Origin of the sequence: Gordonia paraffinivorans, from assembly GCF_900683595.1 — a bacterium.
Taxonomy (GTDB): Bacteria; Actinomycetota; Actinomycetes; order Mycobacteriales; family Mycobacteriaceae; genus Gordonia; species Gordonia paraffinivorans.
In genome coordinates this window covers 736,543-758,866 of record NZ_CAACYD010000006.1, presented here as the reverse complement: position 1 = coordinate 758,866, position 22,324 = coordinate 736,543, and the positions used below count along the sequence as shown (strand labels likewise).

21 protein-coding genes and 2 pseudogenes are annotated in these 22,324 nt (G+C 69.4%); 14 read left to right on the top strand and 9 right to left on the bottom strand.

The genetic code is table 11. The annotated features are described in order from the left end of the window. Nucleotides 1–33: 33 nt before the first annotated feature. A pseudogene (locus tag E1P53_RS10425) lies at nt 34–343 on the top strand (WhiB family transcriptional regulator). Between the two features lie 146 nt (nt 344–489). Here the strand turns inward: E1P53_RS10425 and bagB are convergent. Together bagB and bagA are read right to left on the bottom strand one after the other, a co-directional pair. After that, nucleotides 490–1,584, bottom strand: coding sequence for an ArsA family ATPase (bagB, locus tag E1P53_RS10420; protein ID WP_006901591.1), 1,095 nt, complete (start codon nt 1,582–1,584; stop codon nt 490–492). Beyond that, on the bottom strand, nt 1,584–2,654 hold the full coding sequence (gene bagA, locus E1P53_RS10415; RefSeq protein WP_040527268.1) for an ATPase BagA: 1,071 nt from the start codon (nt 2,652–2,654) through the stop codon (nt 1,584–1,586). The genes bagB and bagA overlap by 1 nt, the downstream gene beginning before the upstream one ends. Nucleotides 2,655–2,697: 43 nt before the next feature. On the opposite strand from bagA, the gene sp36 reads away from it, so the two are divergent. The 6 genes and pseudogenes from sp36 (at nt 2,698) to E1P53_RS10385 (ending at nt 7,071) form a co-directional block, all read left to right on the top strand. Then, entirely contained in the window at nt 2,698–2,862 is a 165-nt protein-coding gene (sp36, locus tag E1P53_RS10410) for a Sp36 family protein (RefSeq protein ID WP_006901589.1), read from the top strand. Between the two features lie 2 nt (nt 2,863–2,864). Then, the gene (locus E1P53_RS10405) at nt 2,865–3,338 is read left to right on the top strand and encodes a RidA family protein (RefSeq protein ID WP_131734265.1); all 474 of its coding nucleotides are present in this window, start codon (nt 2,865–2,867) and stop codon (nt 3,336–3,338) included. Between the two features lie 4 nt (nt 3,339–3,342). Further along, nucleotides 3,343–4,104: a TSUP family transporter gene (locus E1P53_RS10400; RefSeq protein WP_131734264.1), complete on the top strand. Its 762-nt coding sequence runs from the start codon at nt 3,343–3,345 to the stop codon at nt 4,102–4,104. Nucleotides 4,105–4,207: 103 nt separating this feature from the next. Further along, nucleotides 4,208–5,457: pseudogene (locus E1P53_RS10395) on the top strand (MFS transporter). A 55-nt stretch (nt 5,458–5,512) separates the two neighbouring features. Then, nucleotides 5,513–5,731, top strand: coding sequence for an NfeD C-terminal domain-containing protein (locus E1P53_RS10390; RefSeq protein WP_131734263.1), 219 nt, complete (start codon nt 5,513–5,515; stop codon nt 5,729–5,731). 197 nt (nt 5,732–5,928) lie between these two features. Further along, nucleotides 5,929–7,071 (top strand): flotillin family protein, encoded by a 1,143-nt coding sequence (locus tag E1P53_RS10385; protein WP_006901584.1) that lies wholly within the window; start codon nt 5,929–5,931, stop codon nt 7,069–7,071. Here E1P53_RS10385 and E1P53_RS10380 read toward each other — a convergent pair. Next, nucleotides 7,058–7,570 carry a nitroreductase/quinone reductase family protein gene (locus tag E1P53_RS10380; RefSeq protein WP_006901583.1) on the bottom strand — a complete coding sequence of 171 codons (513 nt, stop codon included), beginning with the start codon at nt 7,568–7,570 and terminating at the stop codon, nt 7,058–7,060. The two genes, E1P53_RS10385 and E1P53_RS10380, sit on opposite strands and share 14 nt — an antisense overlap. Before the next feature lie 192 nt (nt 7,571–7,762). Between E1P53_RS10380 and E1P53_RS10375 the strand changes: the two genes are divergently transcribed. After that, nucleotides 7,763–8,584, top strand: a complete 822-nt coding sequence (locus E1P53_RS10375) for an MBL fold metallo-hydrolase (RefSeq protein ID WP_131734261.1) — start codon at nt 7,763–7,765, stop codon at nt 8,582–8,584. 151 nt (nt 8,585–8,735) lie between these two features. Here E1P53_RS10375 and E1P53_RS10370 read toward each other — a convergent pair whose 3' ends face one another. Continuing rightward, nucleotides 8,736–9,410, bottom strand: coding sequence for a Crp/Fnr family transcriptional regulator (locus E1P53_RS10370; RefSeq protein WP_005171581.1), 675 nt, complete (start codon nt 9,408–9,410; stop codon nt 8,736–8,738). Between the two features lie 264 nt (nt 9,411–9,674). Next, a complete protein-coding gene (locus E1P53_RS10365) occupies nt 9,675–9,926 on the bottom strand; it encodes a hypothetical protein (RefSeq protein WP_131734260.1) in 252 nt (83 codons plus the stop codon). Between the two features lie 324 nt (nt 9,927–10,250). On the opposite strand from E1P53_RS10365, the gene nth reads away from it, so the two are divergent. Genes nth through E1P53_RS10345 form a run of 4 tightly spaced genes read left to right on the top strand, consistent with a single transcriptional unit; the run spans nt 10,251 to nt 13,700 of the window. Further along, nucleotides 10,251–10,940: an endonuclease III gene (gene nth, locus E1P53_RS10360; RefSeq protein WP_230823982.1), complete on the top strand. Its 690-nt coding sequence runs from the start codon at nt 10,251–10,253 to the stop codon at nt 10,938–10,940. Beyond that, nucleotides 10,937–11,680, top strand: a complete 744-nt coding sequence (locus tag E1P53_RS10355; protein WP_131734258.1) for a TlpA family protein disulfide reductase — start codon at nt 10,937–10,939, stop codon at nt 11,678–11,680. Before nth ends, E1P53_RS10355 begins: the two co-directional genes overlap by 4 nt. After that, nucleotides 11,677–12,507: an NUDIX hydrolase gene (locus tag E1P53_RS10350; protein WP_131734257.1), complete on the top strand. Its 831-nt coding sequence runs from the start codon at nt 11,677–11,679 to the stop codon at nt 12,505–12,507. Before E1P53_RS10355 ends, E1P53_RS10350 begins: the two co-directional genes overlap by 4 nt. Continuing rightward, a complete protein-coding gene (locus E1P53_RS10345; RefSeq protein WP_006901577.1) occupies nt 12,507–13,700 on the top strand; it encodes a MarP family serine protease in 1,194 nt (397 codons plus the stop codon). Before E1P53_RS10350 ends, E1P53_RS10345 begins: the two co-directional genes overlap by 1 nt. Here E1P53_RS10345 and E1P53_RS10340 read toward each other — a convergent pair. The 3 genes from E1P53_RS10340 to acs all read right to left on the bottom strand — a co-directional run bounded on the left by E1P53_RS10340 (nt 13,615) and on the right by acs (nt 17,299). After that, entirely contained in the window at nt 13,615–14,676 is a 1,062-nt protein-coding gene (locus E1P53_RS10340) for an alpha/beta fold hydrolase (protein ID WP_131734256.1), read from the bottom strand. The genes E1P53_RS10345 and E1P53_RS10340 overlap by 86 nt on opposite strands. A gap of 3 nt (nt 14,677–14,679) precedes the next feature. Then, nucleotides 14,680–15,192, bottom strand: a complete 513-nt coding sequence (locus E1P53_RS10335; RefSeq protein ID WP_006901575.1) for a phage holin family protein — start codon at nt 15,190–15,192, stop codon at nt 14,680–14,682. A gap of 163 nt (nt 15,193–15,355) precedes the next feature. After that, on the bottom strand, nt 15,356–17,299 hold the full coding sequence (gene acs, locus E1P53_RS10330) for an acetate--CoA ligase (RefSeq protein WP_006901574.1): 1,944 nt from the start codon (nt 17,297–17,299) through the stop codon (nt 15,356–15,358). Between the two features lie 310 nt (nt 17,300–17,609). Between acs and E1P53_RS10325 the strand changes: the two genes are divergently transcribed. Beyond that, a complete protein-coding gene (locus E1P53_RS10325) occupies nt 17,610–18,365 on the top strand; it encodes a Fic family protein (RefSeq protein WP_131734255.1) in 756 nt (251 codons plus the stop codon). Nucleotides 18,366–19,583: 1,218 nt separating this feature from the next. On the opposite strand, the gene E1P53_RS20735 is transcribed toward E1P53_RS10325, so the two are convergent. Further along, nucleotides 19,584–20,582 (bottom strand): helix-turn-helix transcriptional regulator, encoded by a 999-nt coding sequence (locus tag E1P53_RS20735; protein ID WP_244941159.1) that lies wholly within the window; start codon nt 20,580–20,582, stop codon nt 19,584–19,586. A 139-nt stretch (nt 20,583–20,721) separates the two neighbouring features. Here E1P53_RS20735 and E1P53_RS10315 point away from each other — a divergent pair, with 139 nt between their 5' ends. After that, on the top strand, nt 20,722–22,161 hold the full coding sequence (locus tag E1P53_RS10315) for an amidase (protein ID WP_109239822.1): 1,440 nt from the start codon (nt 20,722–20,724) through the stop codon (nt 22,159–22,161). Nucleotides 22,162–22,324 lie beyond the last annotated feature (163 nt).

Sequence of the window (22,324 nt, the reverse complement as noted above, 5' to 3'; positions counted from 1 at the left end):
GGCCATGCACAACACGACGAGTAGGGGTGGCGGATGGCGACAGCTGCAGTTTCCAGCGGAGAAGATCGTCTGGCCTGGGTGGCCAAGGCACGGTGTCGGGGAGGGAACCCGGATGATCTGTTCGTGAGGGGCGCAGCCCAGCGCAAGGCTGCGACGATCTGCCGGCACTGCCCGGTCCAGCTCGAATGCGGGGCCGATGCGCTCGACAACCGCGTCGAGTTCGGCGTGTGGGGCGGTCTCACCGAGCGTCAGCGCCGCGCCCTTCTCCGTCAGCATCCCGAGGACGTCCTGGGCGGCCTTCTTCGAGGCCCAGCGTCGCCGCCAGCGGGCCGACGCGGTCTGATCCCCGCGACGCCTCACAGACGAGAACATCGGCTCGACCGGACCTGCCCGGTCGAGCCGATGTTCGTTGCGAGGCGTTCTTCGTGAGGTGTCCGCGAGTCGGTGACCCGGGCCGTCGGCCGGCACGGGTCACCGCGAGCCGTCCGGTCAGCCCCTGCCCGTGATCTGCTCGGCCACCGCGCGCAGGGCCGTCATGTCCGCGACCTCGAAAGGCAGCGCCGGGACCCCGACGATCGGGACGCGCGGATGCGACGCCGTGAACCGCTGCAGGAGATGCAGTTCCCGCTTGCCGGTGGCGGCGCGGTCGGCGTGGATCTGCAGCACGCCGCGGGTGAGGTCGTCGGTGATCGACTCGAGCGCCACCAGGGCGGCCTCTTCGTGGATCGACGTCAGGTTCGGGTGCGTCCGGTTGAGGATCAGGCCGGCCAGCGGCATCGACTCCTCCGACAGGCGGTCGACGAAGAACGCGGCCTCGCGCAGCGCGTCGGCCTCGGCGGCGGCCACCACCGCGAACCGGGTTCCGGGCTGCTTGAGCAGCTCATAGGTCTTCAGCGCGCGATCCTGGAAGCCGCCGAACATCGAGTCCAGCGACTGGACGAAGGTCGCGACGTCGCGCAGCATCTCGCCGCCGATGATCGTCGACACGCCCCGCATCGCCAGGCTCATCGCGCCGGTCACCATGCGGCCCACGCCGCGGCCGCCGCCGACGAGCATCTTCATCAGGCGGCCGGACAGGAACGACCCCAGGCGCTGCGGGGCGTCGAGGAAGTCGAGCGCGTTCCGCGACGGCGGGGTGTCGACGACGATGAGATCCCAGTGGTTCTTCTCGAGCAGCTTGCCCAGCTTCTCCATCGCCATGTACTCCTGCGTGCCGGAGAACGAGGACGCGACGGTCTGGTAGAAGGCGTTCTGCATGATCGCCTCCGCCCGTTCGGGTGTCGAGTACTCGAGCACCATCTCGTCGAAGGTGCGGCGCATGTCGAGCATCATCGCGTCGAGGCTGCCCTTGCCCTCGATCGGCACCGGCTGCGGCTCGTTGGTCAGCTCGCTCATCCCGAGCGACTGCGCGAGGCGCTTGGCGGGGTCGATGGTCAGCACGGCCACGGTGCGCCCCTGCTCGGCGGCGTACATCGCCATCGCCGCGGCGGTCGTCGTCTTGCCGACACCGCCTGCACCACAACAGATGACGACACGGGTCCCGGGGTCGGTCAGGACCGCCCCCATCTTGAGGTCGAGTGGCATCAGGCCCCCGCTTTCTGGAGAAGGTTGGCCAGCTCGTAGATCGAACCGAGGTCGATGCCGTCGCCGAGCGACGGGAGCTCGAGCATCGGCAGCTCCACCTCGTCGAGCTGTGCCTTCGCGATCTGCTGCGCCTGCAGCCGGGTGGCGTGCTCGATGGTCTCGGTGAGCAGCCCCGACAGGTCGCCCTCGGCCAGCTTGAGGCCGGCCGCCTTGAGGTTCTCCTCGATGCGGACCGCGTCGATGCGGCCCTCGGCGATCTCGTCGATGGAGTCGGCCGGCAGGTACGGCGGGCTGACCCGGTTGATGATCAGGCTGCCGAGATTGAGGTTCTTGCCGCGCAACTCGTCGATCGCCTCGATCGTCTCCTGGATCGGCATCGCCTCGAGCAGCGTCACCAGGTGGACGACGGTCTGCTCGGAGTGCAGCAACTGCGCCACGCCCTCGCTCTGGCTGCGGATCGGGCCGGTCTTGGCCAGGTCCGCCATGGCCTGGGTGACGTCGAGGAAGTTGCCGATCCGGCCGGTCGGCGGCGCGTCGACCACCACCGCGTCGTACACCGGATTGCCCTGCTTGTCGGTGTGGATGACGCGCTCTTTGATCTTGCCGGTGAGCAGCACGTCCCGCAGGCCCGGCGCCACGGTGGTCACGAAGTCGATGGCGCCGATGCGCTTCATCGCCCGGCCCGCGAAGCCCAGGTTGTAAAACATGTCGAGGTACTCGAGCAGTGCGTGCTCGATGTCGATGGCCAGCGCCGACACCTCGCCGCCGCCCTCGGCGGTGGCGATTCTGGTGTCGGCCGGCGGGAGCGGCGGGATGTCGAACACCTGCGCGATGCCCTGCCGCCCCTCGGTCTCGACGAGGAGCACCTTCTTGCCGTCGGCGGCGAGCGCCAGTGCGAGTGCCGCCGCGATGGTCGTCTTACCGGTTCCGCCCTTGCCCGAGACGAAGTGGAGACGCGCACGCGATGCCGCGTCCGGCCACTCGTTGTCGACGGTGACGGAGGAGTTGTCTGTCACGCCGGAATCGAGGGGTCCCCCCGCCCCGGAACGTGCGCCTGCTTGATTGGCCACCGCAACACCATATCCATTGATCGCCTGCGGATAGGCTGAGTCCATGAGTGAAGTGACCGCGTGGGAATACGTGACCGTGCCGCTGCTGACGCACGCCACGAAACAGATCCTCGACCAGTGGGGTGCCGACGGCTGGGAACTGGTCGCGGTGCTGCCCGGTCCGACCGGCGAGCAGCACGTGGCCTACATGAAGCGACCGAAGGGCTGATCATGGCGTCTACCTGGACCGATCGTCTCGCCGAACTGGGCATCACCCTGCCCGACGTGGTGCCGCCCGTCGCCAGCTACACGCCGGCGGTGCGCACCGGGAACCTCGTCTACACCTCGGGCCAGCTGCCGATCGTCGACGGCGAGCTGTCCGTGCGCGGAAAGGTGTCCGACGGCGCCGAGGGCGTCGTGCGGCCGGAGGCGGCCACCGAGGCCGCGCGCATCTGCGCGCTCAACGCCCTGGCCGCGGTGAACGCGCTCGTCGGCATCGACTCGATCGTGCGCGTGGTCAAGGTCGTCGGCTTCGTGGCCTCGGCCCCCGGCTTCACCGGCCAGCCGCAGGTCATCAACGGGGCCTCCGACGTCCTCGGCGAGATCTTCGGGGACGCGGGCGTGCACGCTCGCTCGGCCGTCGGCGTCGCGGAGCTGCCGCTGGGCGCTCCCGTCGAGGTCGAGCTGATCGTCGAAGTGGCCTGACCCCCTGGACGTCGCGCTGCTGATCGTCGCGGCCGCGGCAGCCGGGTGGGTCGACGCCGTCGTCGGCGGTGGAGGACTCGTCCTCATCCCCGCGATGCTGATCGCCCAGCCCGGCCTGCCGACGGCGACGGCGCTCGGCACCAACAAGCTCGCGGCGGTCTTCGGGACCGCGTCGGCCGCGTGGCGCTATATGCGGCACGTCCGCATCGACCTCCGGCGGCTTCTCCCGGTGTTCGCCGCGGCGCTGGTGTTCTCGGCTCTCGGTGCGCTGGTGGCGATCTCGCTGCCGACGGAGATCTTCACCCCGTTCGTGCTGGTGATGCTCGTCGGCGTGGGGTTGTTCGTCGCGCTGCGACCGGGCTTCGGCGGGGACCTGTCGGCGGGGCCGCGGTCGCGGCTCTCGACCATCGCGGGCCTGGTGATCGCCGGGGTCGTCATCGCGTTCTACGACGGGGTGATGGGCCCGGGCACCGGGACCTTCCTCATCATCAGCCTGACCGCGCTCGTCGGGACGTCGTTCCTGGAGAGCTCGGCGATGGCCAAGGTCATCAACACCGGGACCAACCTCGGTGCGCTGACGGTGTTCGGGCTGCAGGGCAACGTGCTCTGGCTGCTCGGGCTCGGTCTCGCGGTGGCCAACATCGCCGGGGCCCAGATCGGGTCGCACATGGCGATCGGGCGCGGTAGCTCGTTCGTGCGCTGGGTGTTGCTCGTCGTCGTGGTGGTGATGGTCGGCAAGCTCTCCTACGACCTGGTCACCGGGTGAGGCCGCGTCGTGGACTCGCAGGCGCTCCGCGCGACGCCGAAGCGGCGGCCCGCGCCGGTGCGAACCGCCCACGCCGTCGGCGGCGACCGGTGATGCTGTGAGGGTGAGGGCATCGACGGCGACGGCCAGGCGGATTGCGGTCCAGCGCCGGACCGTCGCCCTGCTGTGCCTGGTCCAGGTGCTGGCCGGATCTCGATGGGCGGTGCGCTGGCACTCGGCGCGATCATCGGAGAGCAGCTGTCCGGCAGCGAATCGTTGGCGGGCGTCCCGACGACCGTGCTCACCCTCGGCGCGGCCGCGGCGGGGCTGCCCCTGGCGTCACTCGCCTCGGCTCGGGGTCGGCGGCCCGCGCTGACCACCGGCCTCCTGATAGCGGGAACCGGGGCGCTGCTCGTGGCCTTCGGCGTCGACGCAGAGTCCTTCTGGCTCATGCTCGCCGGGATGTTCGCGCTCGGATCGGGCACCGCCGTCAGTCTTCAGTCCCGTTTCGCCGCAACCGATCTGGCGTCGCCCGAATCGCGCGGCCGGGATCTGTCGCTGGTGGTGTGGATGACGATGGTCGGTGCGGTCGTCGGGCCGGCGCTGGTGCCGGCCGGGGCGGAGGTCGCGTCGTTCCTCGGGATGGCCGATCTCGCCGGGCCGTTCCTGCTCGGTGCATGCGGATGTGCCTGCGCTGCAGCATTTCTCTTCCTCGGGTTGCGCCCCGATCCGCTCCTCGAGGCCGGCGGGGGAGTGGCGTCGTCGTCGACCTCCTCGATCGCCGCGGGTCTCGCCGCGATCGTGCACTCGCCGCGCGCGCGTGCCGCGGTCGCCGCGGTGGTCTCGGCGCATGCGGTGATGGTCGGGGTCATGGCGCTGACGCCGGTGCACATGCACCACGGCGGTGCGTCGGTGGCCGTCGTCGGGCTGTCGATCAGCGCGCACATCGCCGGGATGTACGCACTCGCCCCGGTCATGGGTCTCCTCGCCGATCGGGCCGGTCGGGTTCCGGTCGTCCTCGCCGGCCAGGCGATCCTCGTGGGCAGTTGCGTCCTCGGTTTCGTCTTCTCCGGGTCGCAGGCGGGCCTGGTGGCCGCACTCGTCCTGCTCGGCATCGGATGGTCGGCGTCCACGGTCGCGGCGTCGACGCTGCTGACCGATTCCGTCGAGGAGTCGAGTCGGGCTGCCGCGCAGGGTGTCTCGGACACCTCGATGAGCCTCGCCGGTGCGGCGGCGGGCGCCCTCGCGGGGGTCGTGGTCGGCGCGTTCGGGTACCCGGTCCTCGTCCTGTCGGCCGCGGTGATCGCGATACTGACCGCGGCCTATGTGGTGGTCGACGGTGCGCGCGGTCGTCGTGCCGGAGATGTGGCCTAGAGTTCGAGACATTCGACGCCGAGAACGGGATACGGCCGGACAGGGAGAGGTGAGGGTGTCGCAGCAACTCGTGGGGCGGACCGGCATCGTGACGCTGTCGATCCCCGGAGGTGAGCAGCTCGGCGAGGTCGAGCTGTCGTTCGCCGGCGGCACCGAGCGCTTCCTGGCGCGCGCGACCGAACCCGTCGAGGTCGACGCCGCGGTGCTCGTGGTCGGCGAGATGCCCGGGCGCGTCGTCGATGTCGAGCGGTGGACGAGGCTGCCGGGCCTGTAGGACATGCCGGTGGGGCCGGGCCTGTGGATGCAGGACCGTTGCCGGCCGTTCGATGAGGCAGGATGAGTCCGATGGTCTGCGGTCCGCGCGTGCTCGTGCGTGACCGGATGGATGTCGCGTGACGCCCGCCTCGCATCTGTCGCGGTGCGCCGGAGCGAGGAGCAGGCGGCACACCTACGACGACAAGGGGAAATCACATGCTCGGTTACTACGTCCCGGAGCCCGACGAGGCGATGCTCATCTCGGGTGGCAAGACCCAGATCGACGGTGCGCCGTTCGATGTGGTGGTCGGGCACGGCAAGTGGGTCATGCCGTTCTTCCGCAAGGTGCGCTTCCTGTCGCTGGCGCTGCACGAGGCGTCGATCCGCGAGGTGTGCGTCACCACGCAGGGCATCCAGTTGAACGTGCGCGCGGTGATCGCCCACAAGGTCGGCAACGACGTCGCGTCGATCGTCAACGCCGGTCAGCGCTTCATCTCCGAGCAGGAGAACGAGATGAATCAGCTCACCGGCCAGATCTTCTCGGGTCATCTGCGGTCGATCGTCGGCTCGATGACCGTCGAGCAGATCATCCGCGAGCGCGACACCCTCGCACGTCAGGTCCTCGAGGCGTCCAAGCGGGAGATGGCGTCGATCGGGCTGGTCGTCGACTCGTTCCAGATCCAGTCGATCGACGACATGGACTCCGGCTACATCAACGCCCTCGCGGCCCCGAACATCGCCAAGGTGCAGCGCGAGGCCGCCGTCGAACGCGCCCGTGCCGACCAGGAGTCGGCCAAGGCGCAGCAGGAGTCGCTGCGCAACCAGGCCGACTACGAACGCGAGACCGCGATCAAGCGCGCGGCGATCAAGGCCGAGACCGACAAGGCGAACGCCGAAGCGGCCCAGGCCGGTCCGCTCGCCGAGGCGCGGGTCAACCAGGAGGTCATCAAGGAGCGCTCGGTGCTGGCCCAGGCGCAGGCCGAGCTACGCGAGCAGGAACTGATCTCGGAAGTCGTCAAGCCGGCGGAGGCCGAGGCGCGGCGCCGCGAGATCCTGGCCGAGGCGGAGGCCAAGGCCACCGAGATCCAGTCGGCGGCCATCGCCAAGCACAACCGGATCGCGCTCGACCAGCAACTCATCGAGGCGCTGCCGGCGCTCGTGGGCGAGGTGTCGAAGGGCCTGGGCAACGCCAACCTGACGGTCTTCAACGGCGCCGAGGGCGTCAACGAGATCATGACCGGCGTCATCACGCAGGGAGCCGCGCTGCTGAAGAGCCTGCAGGAGCAGGTCGCGAGCGCGGTCGTCGACGAGACCGATGGCGACACCCCGGTCGAGGGGCGGCAGGTCAGCGGGAGCTGAGCGGATCCCCGAGCACTCGGTACACCGGGTGCTCGGGAGCGATCCGGGCGAACTCGTCGAGCGAGGCCTTCGGCCCCAGCCCCAGGTGCGGACGCGCGCCGGGGGCAACGGCCGCATACCGCCGCAGGATCGGGGCGCGCTCGTCGGCCGGGACCTCCTCCAGACGCACCGGTTGCTCGTCTCCCTGGCGGATCAGCGTTGCCCGACGCGCGTTGGCCTCGATGTTGCGGACCCAGTTCGCCTCCCGGCCCAGCATCGACACCAGGTAGTCCGCGCCGTCGAGGTCCGCGACGGCGATCGGCACCGTGGTCGGCTGCCCGGAACGTCGTCCGGGAACGCGCAGCACGGCCGCCTGCGGCACCCGCGATATACCGCGGGCGTAGAGCCAGGCATCGAACCGGTTCGCCCATCGCATGACGCGTCCCGGTCGGCCGTCGCGATAGAGGAACCGTTTGAGTCGTCCGGCGGCGTCCGCCGCCTGTCGCTTCAGGGGCGCCACGTCCGCGATTGTAGGAGGCGTGGCGGATGTTTCAAGGTCGTCGGAAATCGGGGTCGCCGCGCGTCGAGATCGCGTGATCCCAAGGTCGCAGGCCATCGTTCGGCAACCGACCGACGAGGTGCTCCGATCCTCGCGAGCGGATTCCCGCGGTGAACGGCGTCCCGGCCGTCGGCAATCGTTAGGCTCGCAGGTATGAGTGCACCGAACGACGCCCCCGCCCATCCCGCCTACGGGGTGCTGCGCGACGTCACGCCCTTCGCCTCGGTTCTGTTGTGCGACAACTCCGGGATGATGGAGCTCGACGGCACCAACACCTACATCCTGCGGGCGCCGGGCAGCGACGAGTGCGTCGTCGTCGATCCCGGTCCGCCGAAGTACAAGCACCACTCACGTCAGCTCGCCGAGATCCCCGGCGTCGCGCTGACCCTGGTCACCCACCGGCACTTCGACCACACCGGCGGGATCAAGCGTCTCCACAAGCGGACCGGCGCACCCGTGCGTGCCCGGCTGGACAAGTACTGCCGCGAGGCGCCACCTCTGCGAGACCGCGAGGTCATCGAGGCCGCCGGGCTGCGGATCACCGTGCTGCACACCCCCGGTCACACCGGTGACTCGGTCAGCTTCCTCGTCGAGCACGAGGACGAGCGCGCGGTGCTCACCGGCGACACCATCCTGGGGAGCGGCACGACCGTCCTGGATCCCACCGACGGCGGGCTGCGCGACTACCTGAACTCGCTCAACCGGCTCATCGTCGAAGGCGAAGGGGCGCGGCTGCTTCCGGCGCACGGCCCCGACCATGACGACCTGGGACCGGTGGCGCGCTTCTACAAGTCGCATCGAGAGGAACGCCTCGACCAGATCGTGTCGGCGCTCGACGAGATGAAGATGAGCCCGCACGAGGCGAAGCCGATGAAGGTGGTGCGCAAGGTGTACCGCGACGTCGACAAGAAGTTGTGGCCGGCGGCCCGGATGTCGGTGAAGGCGCAGCTGGAGTACCTGCGCGAGGTGTACTGATCCCCACGGGTGATCCGTGGCGGCGGGCCTCACCCCGGGACGCGGCGTCGTCGCCCCGTCGAACAGACACGGATACGAGAGACGCCGCCCGCCCCGTGGGGCGAGCGGCGTCTCTCGTCGTTCTTTCGGGTGCCTGCTCCGGGTCGTGGCGTCAGCGGGCGCGACGCGCCAGGCGCTCGGAGTCGGCGATCAGCACGCTCTTGCCCTCGAGTCGCAGCCAGCCGCGCTGCGCGAAGTCGGCCAGCGCCTTGTTCACGGTCTCGCGGGAGGCGCCGACGAGCTGGGCGATCTCTTCCTGCGTCAGGTCGTGGGTGACGCGGAGGGCGCCGCCCTCCTGCGTGCCGAAGCGCTGCGCCAGCTGCAGGAGCTGCTTGGCGACGCGGCCGGGCACGTCGGTGAAGATCAGGTCGGCGAGGTTGTTGTTGGTGCGACGCAGGCGGCGTGCGAGCACGCGCAGGAGCTGCTCGGCGATCTCCGGGCGGTCCTTGATCCAGGCGCGCAGGGCGTCGCGGTCCATCGACACCGCGCGGACCTCGGTCACCGTCGTCGCCGACGAGGTGCGGGGGCCCGGGTCGAAGATGGACAGCTCGCCGAACATGTCCGACGGTCCCATGATCGTCAGCAGGTTCTCGCGGCCGTCCGGTGAACGGCGACCGACCTTCACCTTGCCGGACAGGATGATGTAGAGACGATCGCCGGGCTCGCCTTCATGGAAGATCACGTGTCCACGAGGGAAATCCACGGGCTGAAGCTGCTTGGTCAGCGCCGCGACGGCAGAAGGCTCGACGCCCTGAAAAATGCCTGCCCGCGCCAGTACTTCTTCCACCTAGGGAACCTTTCTCGAAAACTCTGCTACAGCCACGTGTTGAGATCGCGCCCTTGGATACGCTACCCCGCGCATCAGCATATGTGTTGAATGGGTCACTGACGGCGCATTGGAGTGTGTGTCTGCGCAATGGCCTGTCGCGACCTCACGAACAACGGGCGAACCGGACACAATCCCGAGTTTAGTGACGTGAAGAACGTCCTGCGGAATCGGGCATCCCGTCGACGACGGATGGGCCCGGGGGAGGGTCCGGGCGACCGGACGTCAGCTGGCCCGTTGCGGAGAGGTGGCGCGGGAGGGCGGGGACTGGATGCGCCGCGGCCGCAACTTGTGCAGCTCGGCGGATTCGGCCAGGCGTGACGGCGCCCCGGCGTTCTGGGAGCCGGCGCGGTCGATGTAGTCGTCGACCTCGTCGTTGGAGACGGACACGCGGTCGACCCGGGCCTGCAACTTGTCCATGCCCATGGCGAAGAGCATGAGTACGGCCGGGAACAGCAACGCTGCGAGACCTTGCATGGGGACCAGTAAACACAATCGTCCCCGCGGATTCCGCATCGAAATGGCCGACGTCACTGACTTGTTACCTGACCGTAGGTTCGGGCCGAACGCCCCCGACGGGTGTCCGGGCGGGTGTCGGAGCCGGCGGCAAAACACTTCTGACCGGCGACGATGCGGCCGCGGAAGAGGGGCCGTCGTCGGGCGCGCCCGGCCGGGTGGGCCGGGGTCGCCCGTCACCTCGCTAACCTGAATCCCGTGAGCGCACGCAAGGCTGCGGCCGCGGGCAGGTCCCCGGCCCGCAAGCAGGAGACCCGACTGGGACTGGTTCGCCGCGCGCGCCGCATGAACCGGGCGCTCCAGGTCGCCTTTCCGCACGTCTACTGCGAACTCGACTTCACCAACCCCCTCGAGTTGTCGGTGGCGACGATCCTCTCCGCCCAGTGCACCGACGTGCGCGTGAACCAGACGACCCCGGCGCTGTTCGCGAAGTACCGCACCGCCCGCGACTACGCCGAGGCCGACCGCACCGAACTCGAGGAGTTGATCCGCCCGACCGGCTTCTACCGGAACAAGGCGAACTCGATCATCCGGCTGGGGCAGGAGCTCGTCGCCCGGTTCGACGGCGAGGTGCCCCGAACGTTGGAGGAGCTGGTCACGCTCCCGGGGTTCGGTCGCAAGACCGCGAACGTCGTGCTCGGCAATGCCTTCGGAATCCCCGGGATCACCGTCGACACCCACTTCGGGAGACTCGTCCGCCGCTGGCAGTGGACCGACGAGGAGGACCCGGTCAAGGTCGAGCGCGCGATCTGCGAGCTCTTCGAGCCCAAGGACTGGACCGACCTGTCGCATCGGGTGATCTTCCACGGGCGGCGCGTATGCCACGCCCGCAAGCCCGCCTGCGGGGTGTGCATCCTCGCCAAGGACTGTCCGTCGTACGGCACCGGACCCACCGACAAGATCGAGGCCGCCGCCCTCGTGAAGGGCCCCGAGCGGGAGCATCTCCTGCAGCTGGCCGGACTGGCGGAGCCGTGACCGACGCCGAGAGCCGCGCAGACGCCCCGGAGCCCGACCCGACGGAGGTCCCGCCGGCCGGGGGCGGGAGGTTCCCGCCCGCCGCGCGCTGGACCGTCGTCTTCATCGTCGTGATGGTCGCGTTGATCGTGGCCATCTGGCCTCGGGGAGACGACCCGGACCCCATGACCTCGGCACCGCCGTCGGCGAGCGGCCAGCGTCCGTTCGACGCCCCGGTCGACGAGAAGCGGGTCGCCGAGGCGCGCGCCGCCGCGGAGCTTCCCGACTGCCCGGTGACCGGGCTGCCGGAGAGTCCCGGGTCGGTGCTCGCCGGGATCGTCGAAACCTGCCTCGGCACCGGCGCTCCCTACGATCTCGGCGCCGCGACCGCGGGCCGGCCGCTCGTGGTCAACGTGTGGGCGCAGTGGTGTGCGCCGTGCAAGACGGAGTTGCCGTACTTCGAGGAATTCGCCGCCAAGGCGGGCGACCGCGTGACCGTGCTGGCCCTGCACGCCAAGGAGGGCGGCAGCAACCCGTTCTTCCCGCTCACCCTGCTCACCGAGATCGGAGTCCAGTTGCCGGCAGTGCTCGACACCGACGGCCGCGTCGCCGCCGCCGTCAACGCGCCCCGGGTCTTCCCGTCGACGGTCTTCCTGCGGCCCGACGGAACGGTCGCGAAGGTCTACCCCGGCGTCTTCGACAGCCCGCAGGAGATCGCCGACGCGGTCGAGGAGTACCTGGGCGTGAAGGTGGCGGTATGAGTACCGAACCCCACGTCGGCCCCCTCGTGGGCCCCGAGGAGATCCCGCCGTGGCTGCGCACGCTGACCGGCGACGTCTTCGCCGTCACCGAGGCGGTGAACAACCGAGGCGGCGACCGCACCCGCTGGGCGCAGATGTTCCGCCGCGATCGCCGGTCGGCCGCGGTCCTGGTTCTGTTCTCCGGCTCGTGGGATGCCGCCGACGACCATCCCGGCGGGGTCCCGGCCGACGCCGAGGTCCTGCTCACCGAGCGGGCGGCGACGCTGCGACAGCACAGCGGCCAGGTGGCGTTTCCCGGCGGCGCCGCCGACCCGGGCGACGACTTCCCGGTCGGGACCGCGCTGCGCGAGGCGGAGGAAGAGACCGGCCTCGACGCATCCGGCGTGCACATCCTGGCCAACCTGCCCAGCTTCCCGGTCCCGCCCTCGGGCTTCGACGTCGTGCCCGTGATCGCCTGGTGGCACGAGCCGGGCGAGGTCCGCGCCGTCGATCCGGGGGAGACGTCCCGCGTCGACCGCATCCGGCTGCGTGATCTGCTCGCGCCGGAGAACCGCTTCCAGGTGCGGCGCTCGGTCCTCGGCGGCAGGCTGTACCAGGGGCCGGCGTTCTTCGTCGACGGTCTGCTCGTCTGGGGATTCACCGGCGGACTCATCGCCGCCATCAGCGAGGCGTCGGGCTGGGACCGTCCGTGGGACAAGGACGACGTGCGGCCGCTCGACGAGATGATCGAACTCGCCGGCAGCCGACAGCAATCGGGTTTCGAGGCGCTCCACCCGCGCGAGACGGCCGATCCCGGTGAGCTCGACGCCCGGCCCGGTGGTGGATGATGACCGGCTCCACGTGGGTCGACGTCATCGTCATCGGGATCGCGCTGCTCGCGGCGCTGAGCGGCTACCGCTCCGGTGCGGTGGCCTCCGCGCTCGCGTTCATCGGCGTCGCCCTCGGTGCGGTCGCCGGGCTGTTGCTCGCACCGCATCTCATCGAGCACTTCGACGACCTCCGGATGCGGGTGCTTCTCGGTGTCCTCGTGCTCGTCGTGCTGGTGGTCATCGGCGAGGTCGCGGGCATGGTGCTCGGCCGGGCCGCCCGCGGAGGCATCCGGTCGCCGGGCCTGCGCGCCGTCGACAGCGCGGTCGGCTCGATCCTGCAGGTGGTCGCGGTGTTGCTCGCCGCGGGACTGCTGGCCATCCCGTTGCGCGAGTCGGCGGACCCGGCGATCGCCGGTGCGGTCCGCGACTCGAAGGTCCTGACCGGCGTCGAGGTGCTGTCACCGCAGTGGGTCAACGACCTTCCCGGTGAGTTCAAGGCCCTCCTCGACAGTTCGGGACTGCCCAAGTTCCCGTTCGTCTCGACGCCGTCGACCAACGTCGACGCGCCGGATCCCGCGCTCGCGGATCTTCCCGTCGTGCGGCAGGTGCGACCCTCGGTCGTCAAGATCGAGGGTGTCGCGCCGAGTTGCCGCCAGGCGCTCGAGGGCAGCGGATTCGTCGTCTCGCCCGAGCGGGTCATGACCAACGCGCACGTCGTGGCCGGCACCGAGCGGCTCGAGGTCGAGACCAGCACGGGCGCCCGGCTGCCGGCCAAGGTGGTGCTCTTCGACAGCGACAACGACATCGCGGTTCTCGACGTCCCGGGCCTGCGCGCTCCAGCACTCCGATTCGCCTCCCGCGCGGCGTCGACGGGAGACGACGCCATCGCACTCGGCTTCCCCGAGGCCGGTCCGTTCACCGTGAGCCCGGTGCGCGTGCGCACGACGTTCATGCACACCGGCGACAACATCTACCGCAACGGCGAGGTCACCCGCGAGGTGTATGCGGTGCGCGGCTCCATCCGGCAGGGCAATTCCGGTGGGCCGCTGATCAACTCGGACGGGGAGGTGCTCGGCGTCGTGTTCGGCGCGGCCGAGAACGCCGAGGACGAGACGGGGTTCGTGCTCACCGCCCGACAGGTGCGCGCCGACTTCGTCGAATCCGAGCGGCGAAGCGAGCGGGTGAGTACCAGGAGCTGCGTTCTGGCCTGATCCGGCGGGTCTTGCGGACGGCGACGTCGGTGGTCGCCTCCGGCTCCGAGCGCAGGAACTCCAGGATCGCCTCGGTCACCGCCTCCGGCTGCTCCTGGTGCACGAAGTGGCCGCCGCCCTCGATCTGCCGGTACGTCTGGTGGGCCGCCCAGCGGTGGCCGTCGGCCATCGCGTCGCTCAGGATGTACGGGTCGTCGCGCCCGCGGAGCGCGAGCACCGGCAGATGCAGCCGCTGGTCCATGAGCTCCATGAACCGCCAGCCGTCGGGGCGGAACTGGGACCGGTACGCCCAGCGCCGGTACTCCAGGCTGCAGTGGGCGACGTTCGGGATGAGCATCGCCGAGCGGTTCAGCGCGACGGTGCGGGCGTAGTCCTCGGTGCCGCGCCACGACGCCGACGCCCGGTGCGCGAAGTAGTCGGCGATGAACGCGGCGTCGTCGCGGGTGACCTGGCGCTCGCCGAGACGCGGGAGCTGGTTGCGCAGGAACGGCACGAGGAACTGCGACCGCTGGGCCCGGTCGCGCAGCGCGCGGTGGCGCAGGGCTCGCGGATGCGGGGACGCGACGACGACGATGCGGTCGACGACGCGCGGATGCAGGGTGGCGGTCGCCCAGCACACGAGACCGCCGTCGGAGTGGCCGATCAGCGTCGCGCTGGTGTGCCCGAGCGCGCGGATGAGCCCGTTGGTGTCGCCGGCCAGTGTCCAGCCGTCGTAGCCGCGCGGCGGTTTGTCGGTGTCGCCGTACCCGCGCAGGTCGACCGCGACCGCACGGTAACCGGCGTCGGCGAGCGCGGTGAGCTGATGCCGCCAGCTCCACCAGAACTCGCCGAACCCGTGGAGCAACAACACGAGTGGGCGGTCGGCGGGGGTCCCGGCCGGTTCGACGGCATGGAACCGGACACCGTTCGCGCGGACGTCGAGATGTACCCAGTCGCCGGGGAGACGAACGCTCGAGGGGTCAGGCGCCTCGCTCAATGCTCAGCCTTCGCGCGCGGGAGGGATCCTCGGATGCGCGGTCTGGCCGGGCCCGGCGGCGCCGCGGTTGGGCAGGACGGTCTGCAGCTCGTTGACCGACTCGATGGTCTTCTTGGGGCCTCTGACCTTCTTGAAGAAGATGTAGCCGACGAATGCGGCGAGGCAGGTGACGACGACCAGCACCAGGAAGACGATCAGGAACGCCAGCCAGCGCGGCAGGAACTCGTCCAGCAGTTCGGCGAGGAAGAAAAAGAAGAAGAAACTCGAGTACAGCGCCATCACGCCGGCCACGATCAGCAGGCCGGTGCCGGCTCCCGCCTTCTTCGCCTCGCCCACGATCTCGGCCTTGGCGAGTGCGACCTCTGCACGGAACAGCGTCGACATGCTGGTGGTCGCATCCTTGACCAGGCTTCCGATCGTCGGCTCACCACTCGGACCTGCGTTCGGGTCGGAGAGCGGGATCGACGGGACGGAGTCCCGGCCCGCTTCGGGCAGGCCGTGCTCGTTGGGGCTCACAGAATCCTCCGTTGTTCGGCTGATGGGGCATATGTTGCCATGCGCGCGGCTTCGGGGTGGCGGCCCACCCGAGGAGCCGCCGCATCATCGCCCCGAAACAGCAGGTGCGCCACCGGCGTGAGAGCCGGTGGCGCACCCGATGGTCGGCAGGCGCCGCGGAACGCTACGCCCGCTTCGAGCGGATCGCCTCGAAGACCGACGGGTCGACGAGGGTCGAGGTGTCGCCGAGCTCGCGGCCCTCGGCGACGTCCTTGAGCAGGCGGCGCATGATCTTGCCCGACCGGGTCTTGGGCAGCTCGGGCACGATGTTGATCTCCCGCGGCTTGGCGATGGGGGAGATCTCGACCGAGACCTGCTCGCGCAGCTCGGCGATCACCTTCTCGCCGGTGTCCTCCACGCCCTCGCGCAGAATGACGAAGGCGACGATGCCCTGGCCGGTGGTCTCGTCGGCCGCGCCGATGACCGCGGCCTCGGCGACACCGGAGTGTCCGACGAGTGCCGACTCGACCTCGGCGGTGGAGATGCGGTGACCCGACACGTTCATCACGTCGTCGACGCGGCCGAGGACCCACAGCGCGCCGTCCTCGTCGTAGCGGGCGCCGTCACCGGCGAAGTACCAGCCCTGCTCGGCGAACCGCGACCAGTAGGTCTCGCGGTAGCGCTCCTCGTCGCCCCAGATGCCGCGCAGCATCGACGGCCACGGCTGGTCGAGCACCAGGTAGCCCTGCTCGCCGGCGCCCACCGGGTTGCCCTCGTCGTCGACGATGTTGGCGCTGATGCCGGGCAGCGGACGCATGGCCGAGCCGGGCTTGGTCGCGGTGACGCCGGGCAGCGGCGAGATCATGATCGCGCCGGTCTCGGTCTGCCACCAGGTGTCGACGATCGGTGCCTTGCCGCCGCCGATGACCTCGCGGAACCACTTCCACGCCTCGGGGTTGATCGGCTCGCCGACGCTGCCGAGCAGGCGGATCGAGGACAGGTCGTGCGCCTCGGGGATCTGCTGGCCCCACTTCATGAAGGTGCGGATCAACGTGGGCGCGATGTAGTAGATCGTGACGCCGTACTTCTCGATGATCTCGAAGTGGCGGTGCTCGTTGGGCGAGTTCGGGGTGCCCTCGTAGACCACCTCGGTGGCTCCGTTGGAGAGCGGGCCGTAGACGAGGTAGGAGTGGCCGGTGACCCAGCCGATGTCGGCGCCGCACCAGTAGACGTCGCGGCCTTCCTTGTGGTCGAACACGTAATGGAAGGTGTAGCTCACCTGGGTGAGGTAGCCGCCGGAGGAGTGGACGATGCCCTTGGGCTTGCCCGTGGTGCCCGACGTGTAGAGCAGGAACAGGGGGTGCTCGGCGTCGAAGGCCTCCGGCTCGTGGGTGTCGGACTGCTTGTCGACGGTCTCCTCCCACCAGACGTCGCGTCCCTCGACCCAGTTCAGATCCGGGTCGTGGTCGGTGCGGCGCACGACGAGGACCTTCTCGACCGACTTGGCGGCGTCGTCGCCGCTGCCGAGTGCCTCGTCGACGTTGGCCTTCAGCGGCGCGGGCTTGCCCCGGCGGAACTGGCCGTCGGTGGTGATGACGAGCTTGGCCTCGGCGTCGTCGACGCGCGAGCGCAGTGCCCCAGCGGAGAAGCCGGCGAAGACCACCGAGTGGGTCAGGCCCAGGCGGGCGCAGGCGAGCATCGAGATCAGGGCCTCGGGGACCATCGGCATGTAGATCGCGACGCGGTCGCCGGCCTTCAGCCCGATGGAGGCGAAGTAGTTGGCCGCCTTGGAGACCTCGGCCAACAGCTGGCTGTAGGTGATGTCACGGGTGTCGCCGGGCTCACCGACCCAGTGGATGGCGACGCGATCGCCCTTGCCGGCGGCGACATGACGGTCGACGCAGTTGACCGCCACGTTCAGCTTGCCGCCGACGAACCACTTCGCGAACGGGGCGTTCGACCAGTCGAGGACGTCGGTGAAGTCGGTCTCCCAGTCGAGGCGGCGCGCCTGTTCGGCCCAGAAGCCGAGCCGGTCCTTCTCGGCCCGGTCGTACAACTCAGCGGTGCCGTTGGCCTGTGCGGCGAACTCCTCGGACGGTGGATAGGCCTGAACGGTGGTTGAGGACATCGGTTGTAAGAGCCTTTCGCTGTCGACGGCTGGACCACCCGACGGTGAGGGTGATCCGGACGGATGACGGATCGCTGTTGTGAGCGTAGTCACCCCACGTTGCAACGGGGTACCCGTCCTCCGGTGAGCGAGTCCGATACGCGACGAACGGCGTGCTCACCGCGATGAACGGCGCGCGGGTCGGGACCCGGTCGGGACGAAGGGTATATCGCGGTCGTTCGACGGTTCGGTGCCGCGTCGGTTTTCGAAACGGTGACTAACAATTCAGGTCGGATCGCACCGGTCGGGTGTGCGCATCTATCGTCGGATCGTGACCAACGACCCCCTGACCCCGCTGCTGGATCTGCCCGGTGTCGCCGACGCCGCCGATCGCGCGCGTGACGCGCTGTCGGCCGTGCATCGGCATCCCGCGAATCTGCGCGGGTGGGACAAGACCGCCACCGAGGCGTCGTGGCGGGCGGGCCGGTCGTCGGCCGCGATCGACGGGGGCAGCGTCGAACTGCGGCGCGACGGCGATTTCGACGACCCGATCCTGGCCGGGGCCATGCGCGTGTCGCAGGCACTCGACGGGGAATCGCTCGAGAACCTGATGCGCGTCGTGCGGCGGGCGCCCGCGCAGGCACTGGCCCGGTTGCACACGCTGGCCGCGGCCGATTTGGTCGACGACGCAGAGGAACTCGGACGCCCGCGGACTGAGACGGATATCGCTTCGCGTCTCGATCTGCTGGGCCAGTTGATCACCGGCGCCACCTCGGTGCCGGCGCCGGTGCTGACGGCGGTCGTCCACGGGGAACTGCTCGCACTGGCGCCGTTCCCGACGGCGAATGGTGTTGTCGCGCGCGGCATGGCGCGACTCGTCTCGGCGGCGACTGGTCTCGACCCGCACTGCCTCGGCGTCCCGGAGGTCACCTGGTTCAAGCGCGTGGTGGACTACCGGCGGCTTGCCGACGCATTCGCCGCCGGCACGCCCGACGGGCTGCGGGAGTGGCTGCTGTTCTGCTGCGAGGCCCTCGAAGCCGGTGCGGCCGAGGCGAAGTCGATCGCCGACGCGGCTCGGGGCAAGTAGGGGGCGGGGAAGACAAAGACCCCGGACAGCACTGCGGGCGGCCTCCCTGTCGTCTCCGACGAGGTTGCCGCCCGCGTAGCACGGACTCAAGTTACCAAGCGTGCTTGGTGGGTTGTGGTCACCGCCTCGGCGAGGGATCACGAGTCAGGGGCGTGCCGTCCACGTGCTGCCACTTCGTGGGCCGAACGTCCCGGGCTTTCGCCGGCGGGACGAGGCTGTGGCGCATCTGGTGTGACGGTCGTGTCTCCTGGCCATGATGTCGCAGGCGCACAACGCTTTTGCCTTTATGCGGCGTGCTCCGCGTGGGTGCTTGCCGCCCGTGCTGGGAAGTGCTCGGAGCGGGGGCTCGGTCCTTCTCTTCCGGATCGGGCTTGGCCTTCCGAACTTCCGTAACACTGTTGTACACCGTGATCGCGGTCACATCAAGCGATTGGGCCCGAAATGTCGCAACACCCGAGGTTTGGGGCGGAATCTGCTGTATGCCAGGGCATTCCGGCCCGAGGTGCGACGTGTCGGCGTTCTGGACCCTGGCGCTGCCGCACCGGGGGCGTCGGGTGTGGCCGGGTTGCTCGTCGAGGGTTCGGCGGGCGTGGTTGGACCTGGCCGGCCGATGTCCTCCTCGATGCGCGCGCCGAGCCGCGCGCATCGAGGAGCTCCTCCGGAGGGGCGTCTCCACGCGGGTTCACCATCGCAAAGAATGATCATGAAAACGAATTTCGATCGTTTCGGCAATTCGCGGGTTCGTGAAGCGCGGAATCAGAACAGGAATTCGCGAAAAGCGGTTGTTGTGCTTGCAAAGATTCCGTAGGCGTGTGTATAGTCCTTTACACCGGTTTGATACCGGCGCGTTTCAGCCCGACCCCCCGGGGCTGAAACGCGACAGCCCCGGCCTCCTCCCCCCCTGGCCGGGGTTGTCTTCTATCTACGGTCTTTTTACCCGGCACTTCTCCCATGCCGAACGATCTCTCCACAGGGGTTCGCGGCGCGGCTTCTGTCGTCCACAGCCGTCGTCTGATCGCCGTTGCGCGTCTCCGGGCGGGCGAGGATCGCCGTCATGTACGACGAAAGTTCGACGACTACGACGGCCGCGCATTGAGGCCCCGTCACTCCCGCCAGCCGCCTCCGCACCGTGCAGATCCGCCGACGTCGCCGCGATCGGCGAGGGTCACTCGGATGGCCTCATCTCGACGCATGGCACCAGCCCGAAGTGAAGGAAGGCTACTCATGAGACCGGGCGACTGTCACCCGCGCACAGCGCACCGCATCCCAACTATCCAGCCCCCGCTCCCACGCCGCCCGTGCCAACGCTGTCCGGTTGGCGACCCCGACCTTGATCAACGCCGACTCGACATGGGACCGAGCCGTCCGCACTGAGATCCCAAGGGCATTGGCGATCTCGTCGTTGGGCCAGCCTCGGGACACCAGGCCCACGACGTCGAGCTCGCGGGGCGTGAGACCGGCAGGTGGATCGGTGCGCCTGAGTGTGATGAGAACACCGTCGCCTCCGGCGTCAGCGCGAATCGACCACCATTGGCCGTCGTCGCCGCGTCTGCGGAACCGCAGCGGGGGCGAACCGGGTGAGAGAAGCGTCGCGACGCGACGGAGAGCAGAAGCGTCGAGCGGACTCTCCGCTGAGTCGCCAAGGCGGGGCTCCACGCGTCCTGGTGACACATGAACCACAACGTCGGCAGACTCGGGGTCCGGGCGGATCTGCGGGGCGGCGAGGCCGGCGAGCTCGGCAGCGAGCATCGTCAGCGCCAGGCGTGCGTCGTCGGCCAGGGCTCGACCATGTAGCGAACTCATCGCCACGAAAGCCGGGCGAGGATGGGAGCCGGTGTACCGGCCGAGCGGAAGCGTGATACCTTCGTGAAATCCGCAGGGGCGCAAGGCTTCCTGATAGGTGATGGTGTCGCGGACGTCGAATGGCAGATCGATGAAGCGGAGGGCGACGCGTCTCTCGATGGCATACCGGTGCCCAGCACACTCGAACGCATGGGTCGTGGCGATGAAGTCGGCCACCTCGGTGGGGTAGTCAAGGTTGACGATGATCGGTTGCCGGGAGCTGGCCAGAGTGCGCTGTCTGCCGATGAGCGCCGCGCAGTCGAAGCCGAGGCCGTCGCGAAGCATTCGGACAGGCTCTTCGATCGGTGCCTCGCCACGGCCGGCCGCGCGGACGCTGTCGGCGACGCGCACCCACCAGGTCACGTCTGTGCTCACTGGACCTCCTGATGGAGTCGTGGTCGAGGCGTGCGGTCACCTCGGCTATTCGGCCGATGTGCTGTGGAACACAGCCTGCCATTGTCAAGGCGGTCCGGCAATCGAGGTGCCGGGCGCCTGACGATTTGAGGAGAATCCCATGAACATCGAGGAGTACGCCGCGCTCGATGCCACCGGCCTGGCCGAGGCGATCAACTCCGGTGACGTCACCGCCGACGAAGCAGCCGAGCTCGCGACCGACGCGATCAACGCCGTGAACGCCGAGCTCAACGCGGTGGCGACCGGTCCTTTCGACCGACCGCTCGACTACGCTGCCGAGGGACGATTCGCCGGGGTTCCGTTCGCCATCAAGGACCTGGTTTGCCATGCCGAAGGTGTTCCGACGCGCATGGGCACCCGGATGCTCGGCGATGGCGTGACGCCGCCGGCCGACACCCACCTCATGGAGCGGTTCCGGGCGGCCGGCCTCGCAACCGTCGCTGCGACCACGACCCCGGAGTTCGGCTATAGCGCCAACACCGAGGCTCTCGCGTACGGCCCGACCCGTAATCCGTGGGACACCGGCCGCAGCGCGGGCGGTTCCAGTGGTGGCTCGGCAGTCCTTGTCGCCGCCGGGGCTCTCCCCGTCGCGCATGCCAATGACGGCGGCGGATCAATACGGATCCCTGCGGCGGTCAACGGCCTTGTGGGTCTGAAGCCCAGCCGCGGCCGGGTTCCGCTCGGTCCCGACCTCGATGCCAATGCGCTCAGCGGCCTGGCAATAGAGTTCGCCGTCACCCGTTCGGTGCGCGACGCCGCCGCACTGCTCGACGAAGTCGCGGTCGGCTACCCGGGTGACCGCTTCATCATCGCCCCGCCGGAGCGGCCGTTCGCGTACGAGGCCGGTGCCGATCCCGGCCGGCTCCGCATCGCGCTGCACACGGACGCCTGGTCGGGGACCGCGGTCGATTCCGAAGTCGTCGCGGCAGTCGAGGAGGTCGCCCACACGCTGGAGGCTGCTGGTCACCTGGTCGACCGCGCGACGCCCAGCCTCGATTGGGAGCCCTTCCTCGAAGCAACTGCAGTCACGTGGTCGGCGTTCCTGGCCGAATCAGTCGCGGGAGTCGAGGCCATGACCGGCACGTCGGCCGGTCCCGACAACCTTGAGGCCACGACTTGGGCGTGCGTTCAGTACGGTCGCGGCCTCACGGTCCTCGATCTGGCCGGCGCCAACGCCCTCTTCGTCAGGATCTCCCGGACGGTGGGAGAGTTCTTCGGCGACTACGACGTCCTGCTCACACCGACAACCAACTACCCGGCGATGGAACTCGGCTACCTAAACGCCAACGACCCGGATCTCGACGCCCTGGGCTGGACCCGGCGGATCTTTGATGTGTTCTCATTCACGCCGCTGTTCAACACCACCGGCACCCCGGCGGTCAGCCTGCCGCTCGGCCAATCCAGCGACGGCCTGCCCATCGGCGTCCAGCTGGCCGGACCGATGTGCTCGGAATCGATGCTGCTGCGGGTCGCCGCCCAGCTCGAAGCGGCGATGCCGTGGCGGGACCGGCGGCCGGCGGTGCATGTGACGACGGTCTGACCGCGTCGCCTGGTCGCTCGCCTCAGCTACATGAGCCGGGCGATCAGGCTCTCACCGCTAGCTGTTGCGGGTCATGAGGTTGGTGACAGCAGCTGAACCGATCAGCGGTCGGCTTGGCTGTATGCGGTAGCTGCGGGGGTGGCGGAGTAGAGCTGAAACGCGA

What these genes read in the sequence shown, in the direction of transcription:
- bagB (WP_006901591.1), bottom strand. Translation starts at nt 1,584, where the DNA reads ATGCCACTCGACCTCAAGATGGGGGCGGTCCTGACCGACCCCGGGACC.
- sp36 (WP_006901589.1), top strand. Translation starts at nt 2,698, where the DNA reads ATGAGTGAAGTGACCGCGTGGGAATACGTGACCGTGCCGCTGCTGACG.
- E1P53_RS10405 (WP_131734265.1), top strand. Translation starts at nt 2,865, where the DNA reads ATGGCGTCTACCTGGACCGATCGTCTCGCCGAACTGGGCATCACCCTG.
- E1P53_RS10385 (WP_006901584.1), top strand. Translation starts at nt 5,929, where the DNA reads ATGCTCGGTTACTACGTCCCGGAGCCCGACGAGGCGATGCTCATCTCG.
- E1P53_RS10375 (WP_131734261.1), top strand. Translation starts at nt 7,763, where the DNA reads ATGAGTGCACCGAACGACGCCCCCGCCCATCCCGCCTACGGGGTGCTG.
- E1P53_RS10365 (WP_131734260.1), bottom strand. Translation starts at nt 9,926, where the DNA reads ATGCAAGGTCTCGCAGCGTTGCTGTTCCCGGCCGTACTCATGCTCTTC.
- nth (WP_230823982.1), top strand. Translation starts at nt 10,251, where the DNA reads ATGAACCGGGCGCTCCAGGTCGCCTTTCCGCACGTCTACTGCGAACTC.
- E1P53_RS10350 (WP_131734257.1), top strand. Translation starts at nt 11,677, where the DNA reads ATGAGTACCGAACCCCACGTCGGCCCCCTCGTGGGCCCCGAGGAGATC.
- E1P53_RS10345 (WP_006901577.1), top strand. Translation starts at nt 12,507, where the DNA reads ATGACCGGCTCCACGTGGGTCGACGTCATCGTCATCGGGATCGCGCTG.
- acs (WP_006901574.1), bottom strand. Translation starts at nt 17,299, where the DNA reads ATGTCCTCAACCACCGTTCAGGCCTATCCACCGTCCGAGGAGTTCGCC.
- E1P53_RS10315 (WP_109239822.1), top strand. Translation starts at nt 20,722, where the DNA reads ATGAACATCGAGGAGTACGCCGCGCTCGATGCCACCGGCCTGGCCGAG.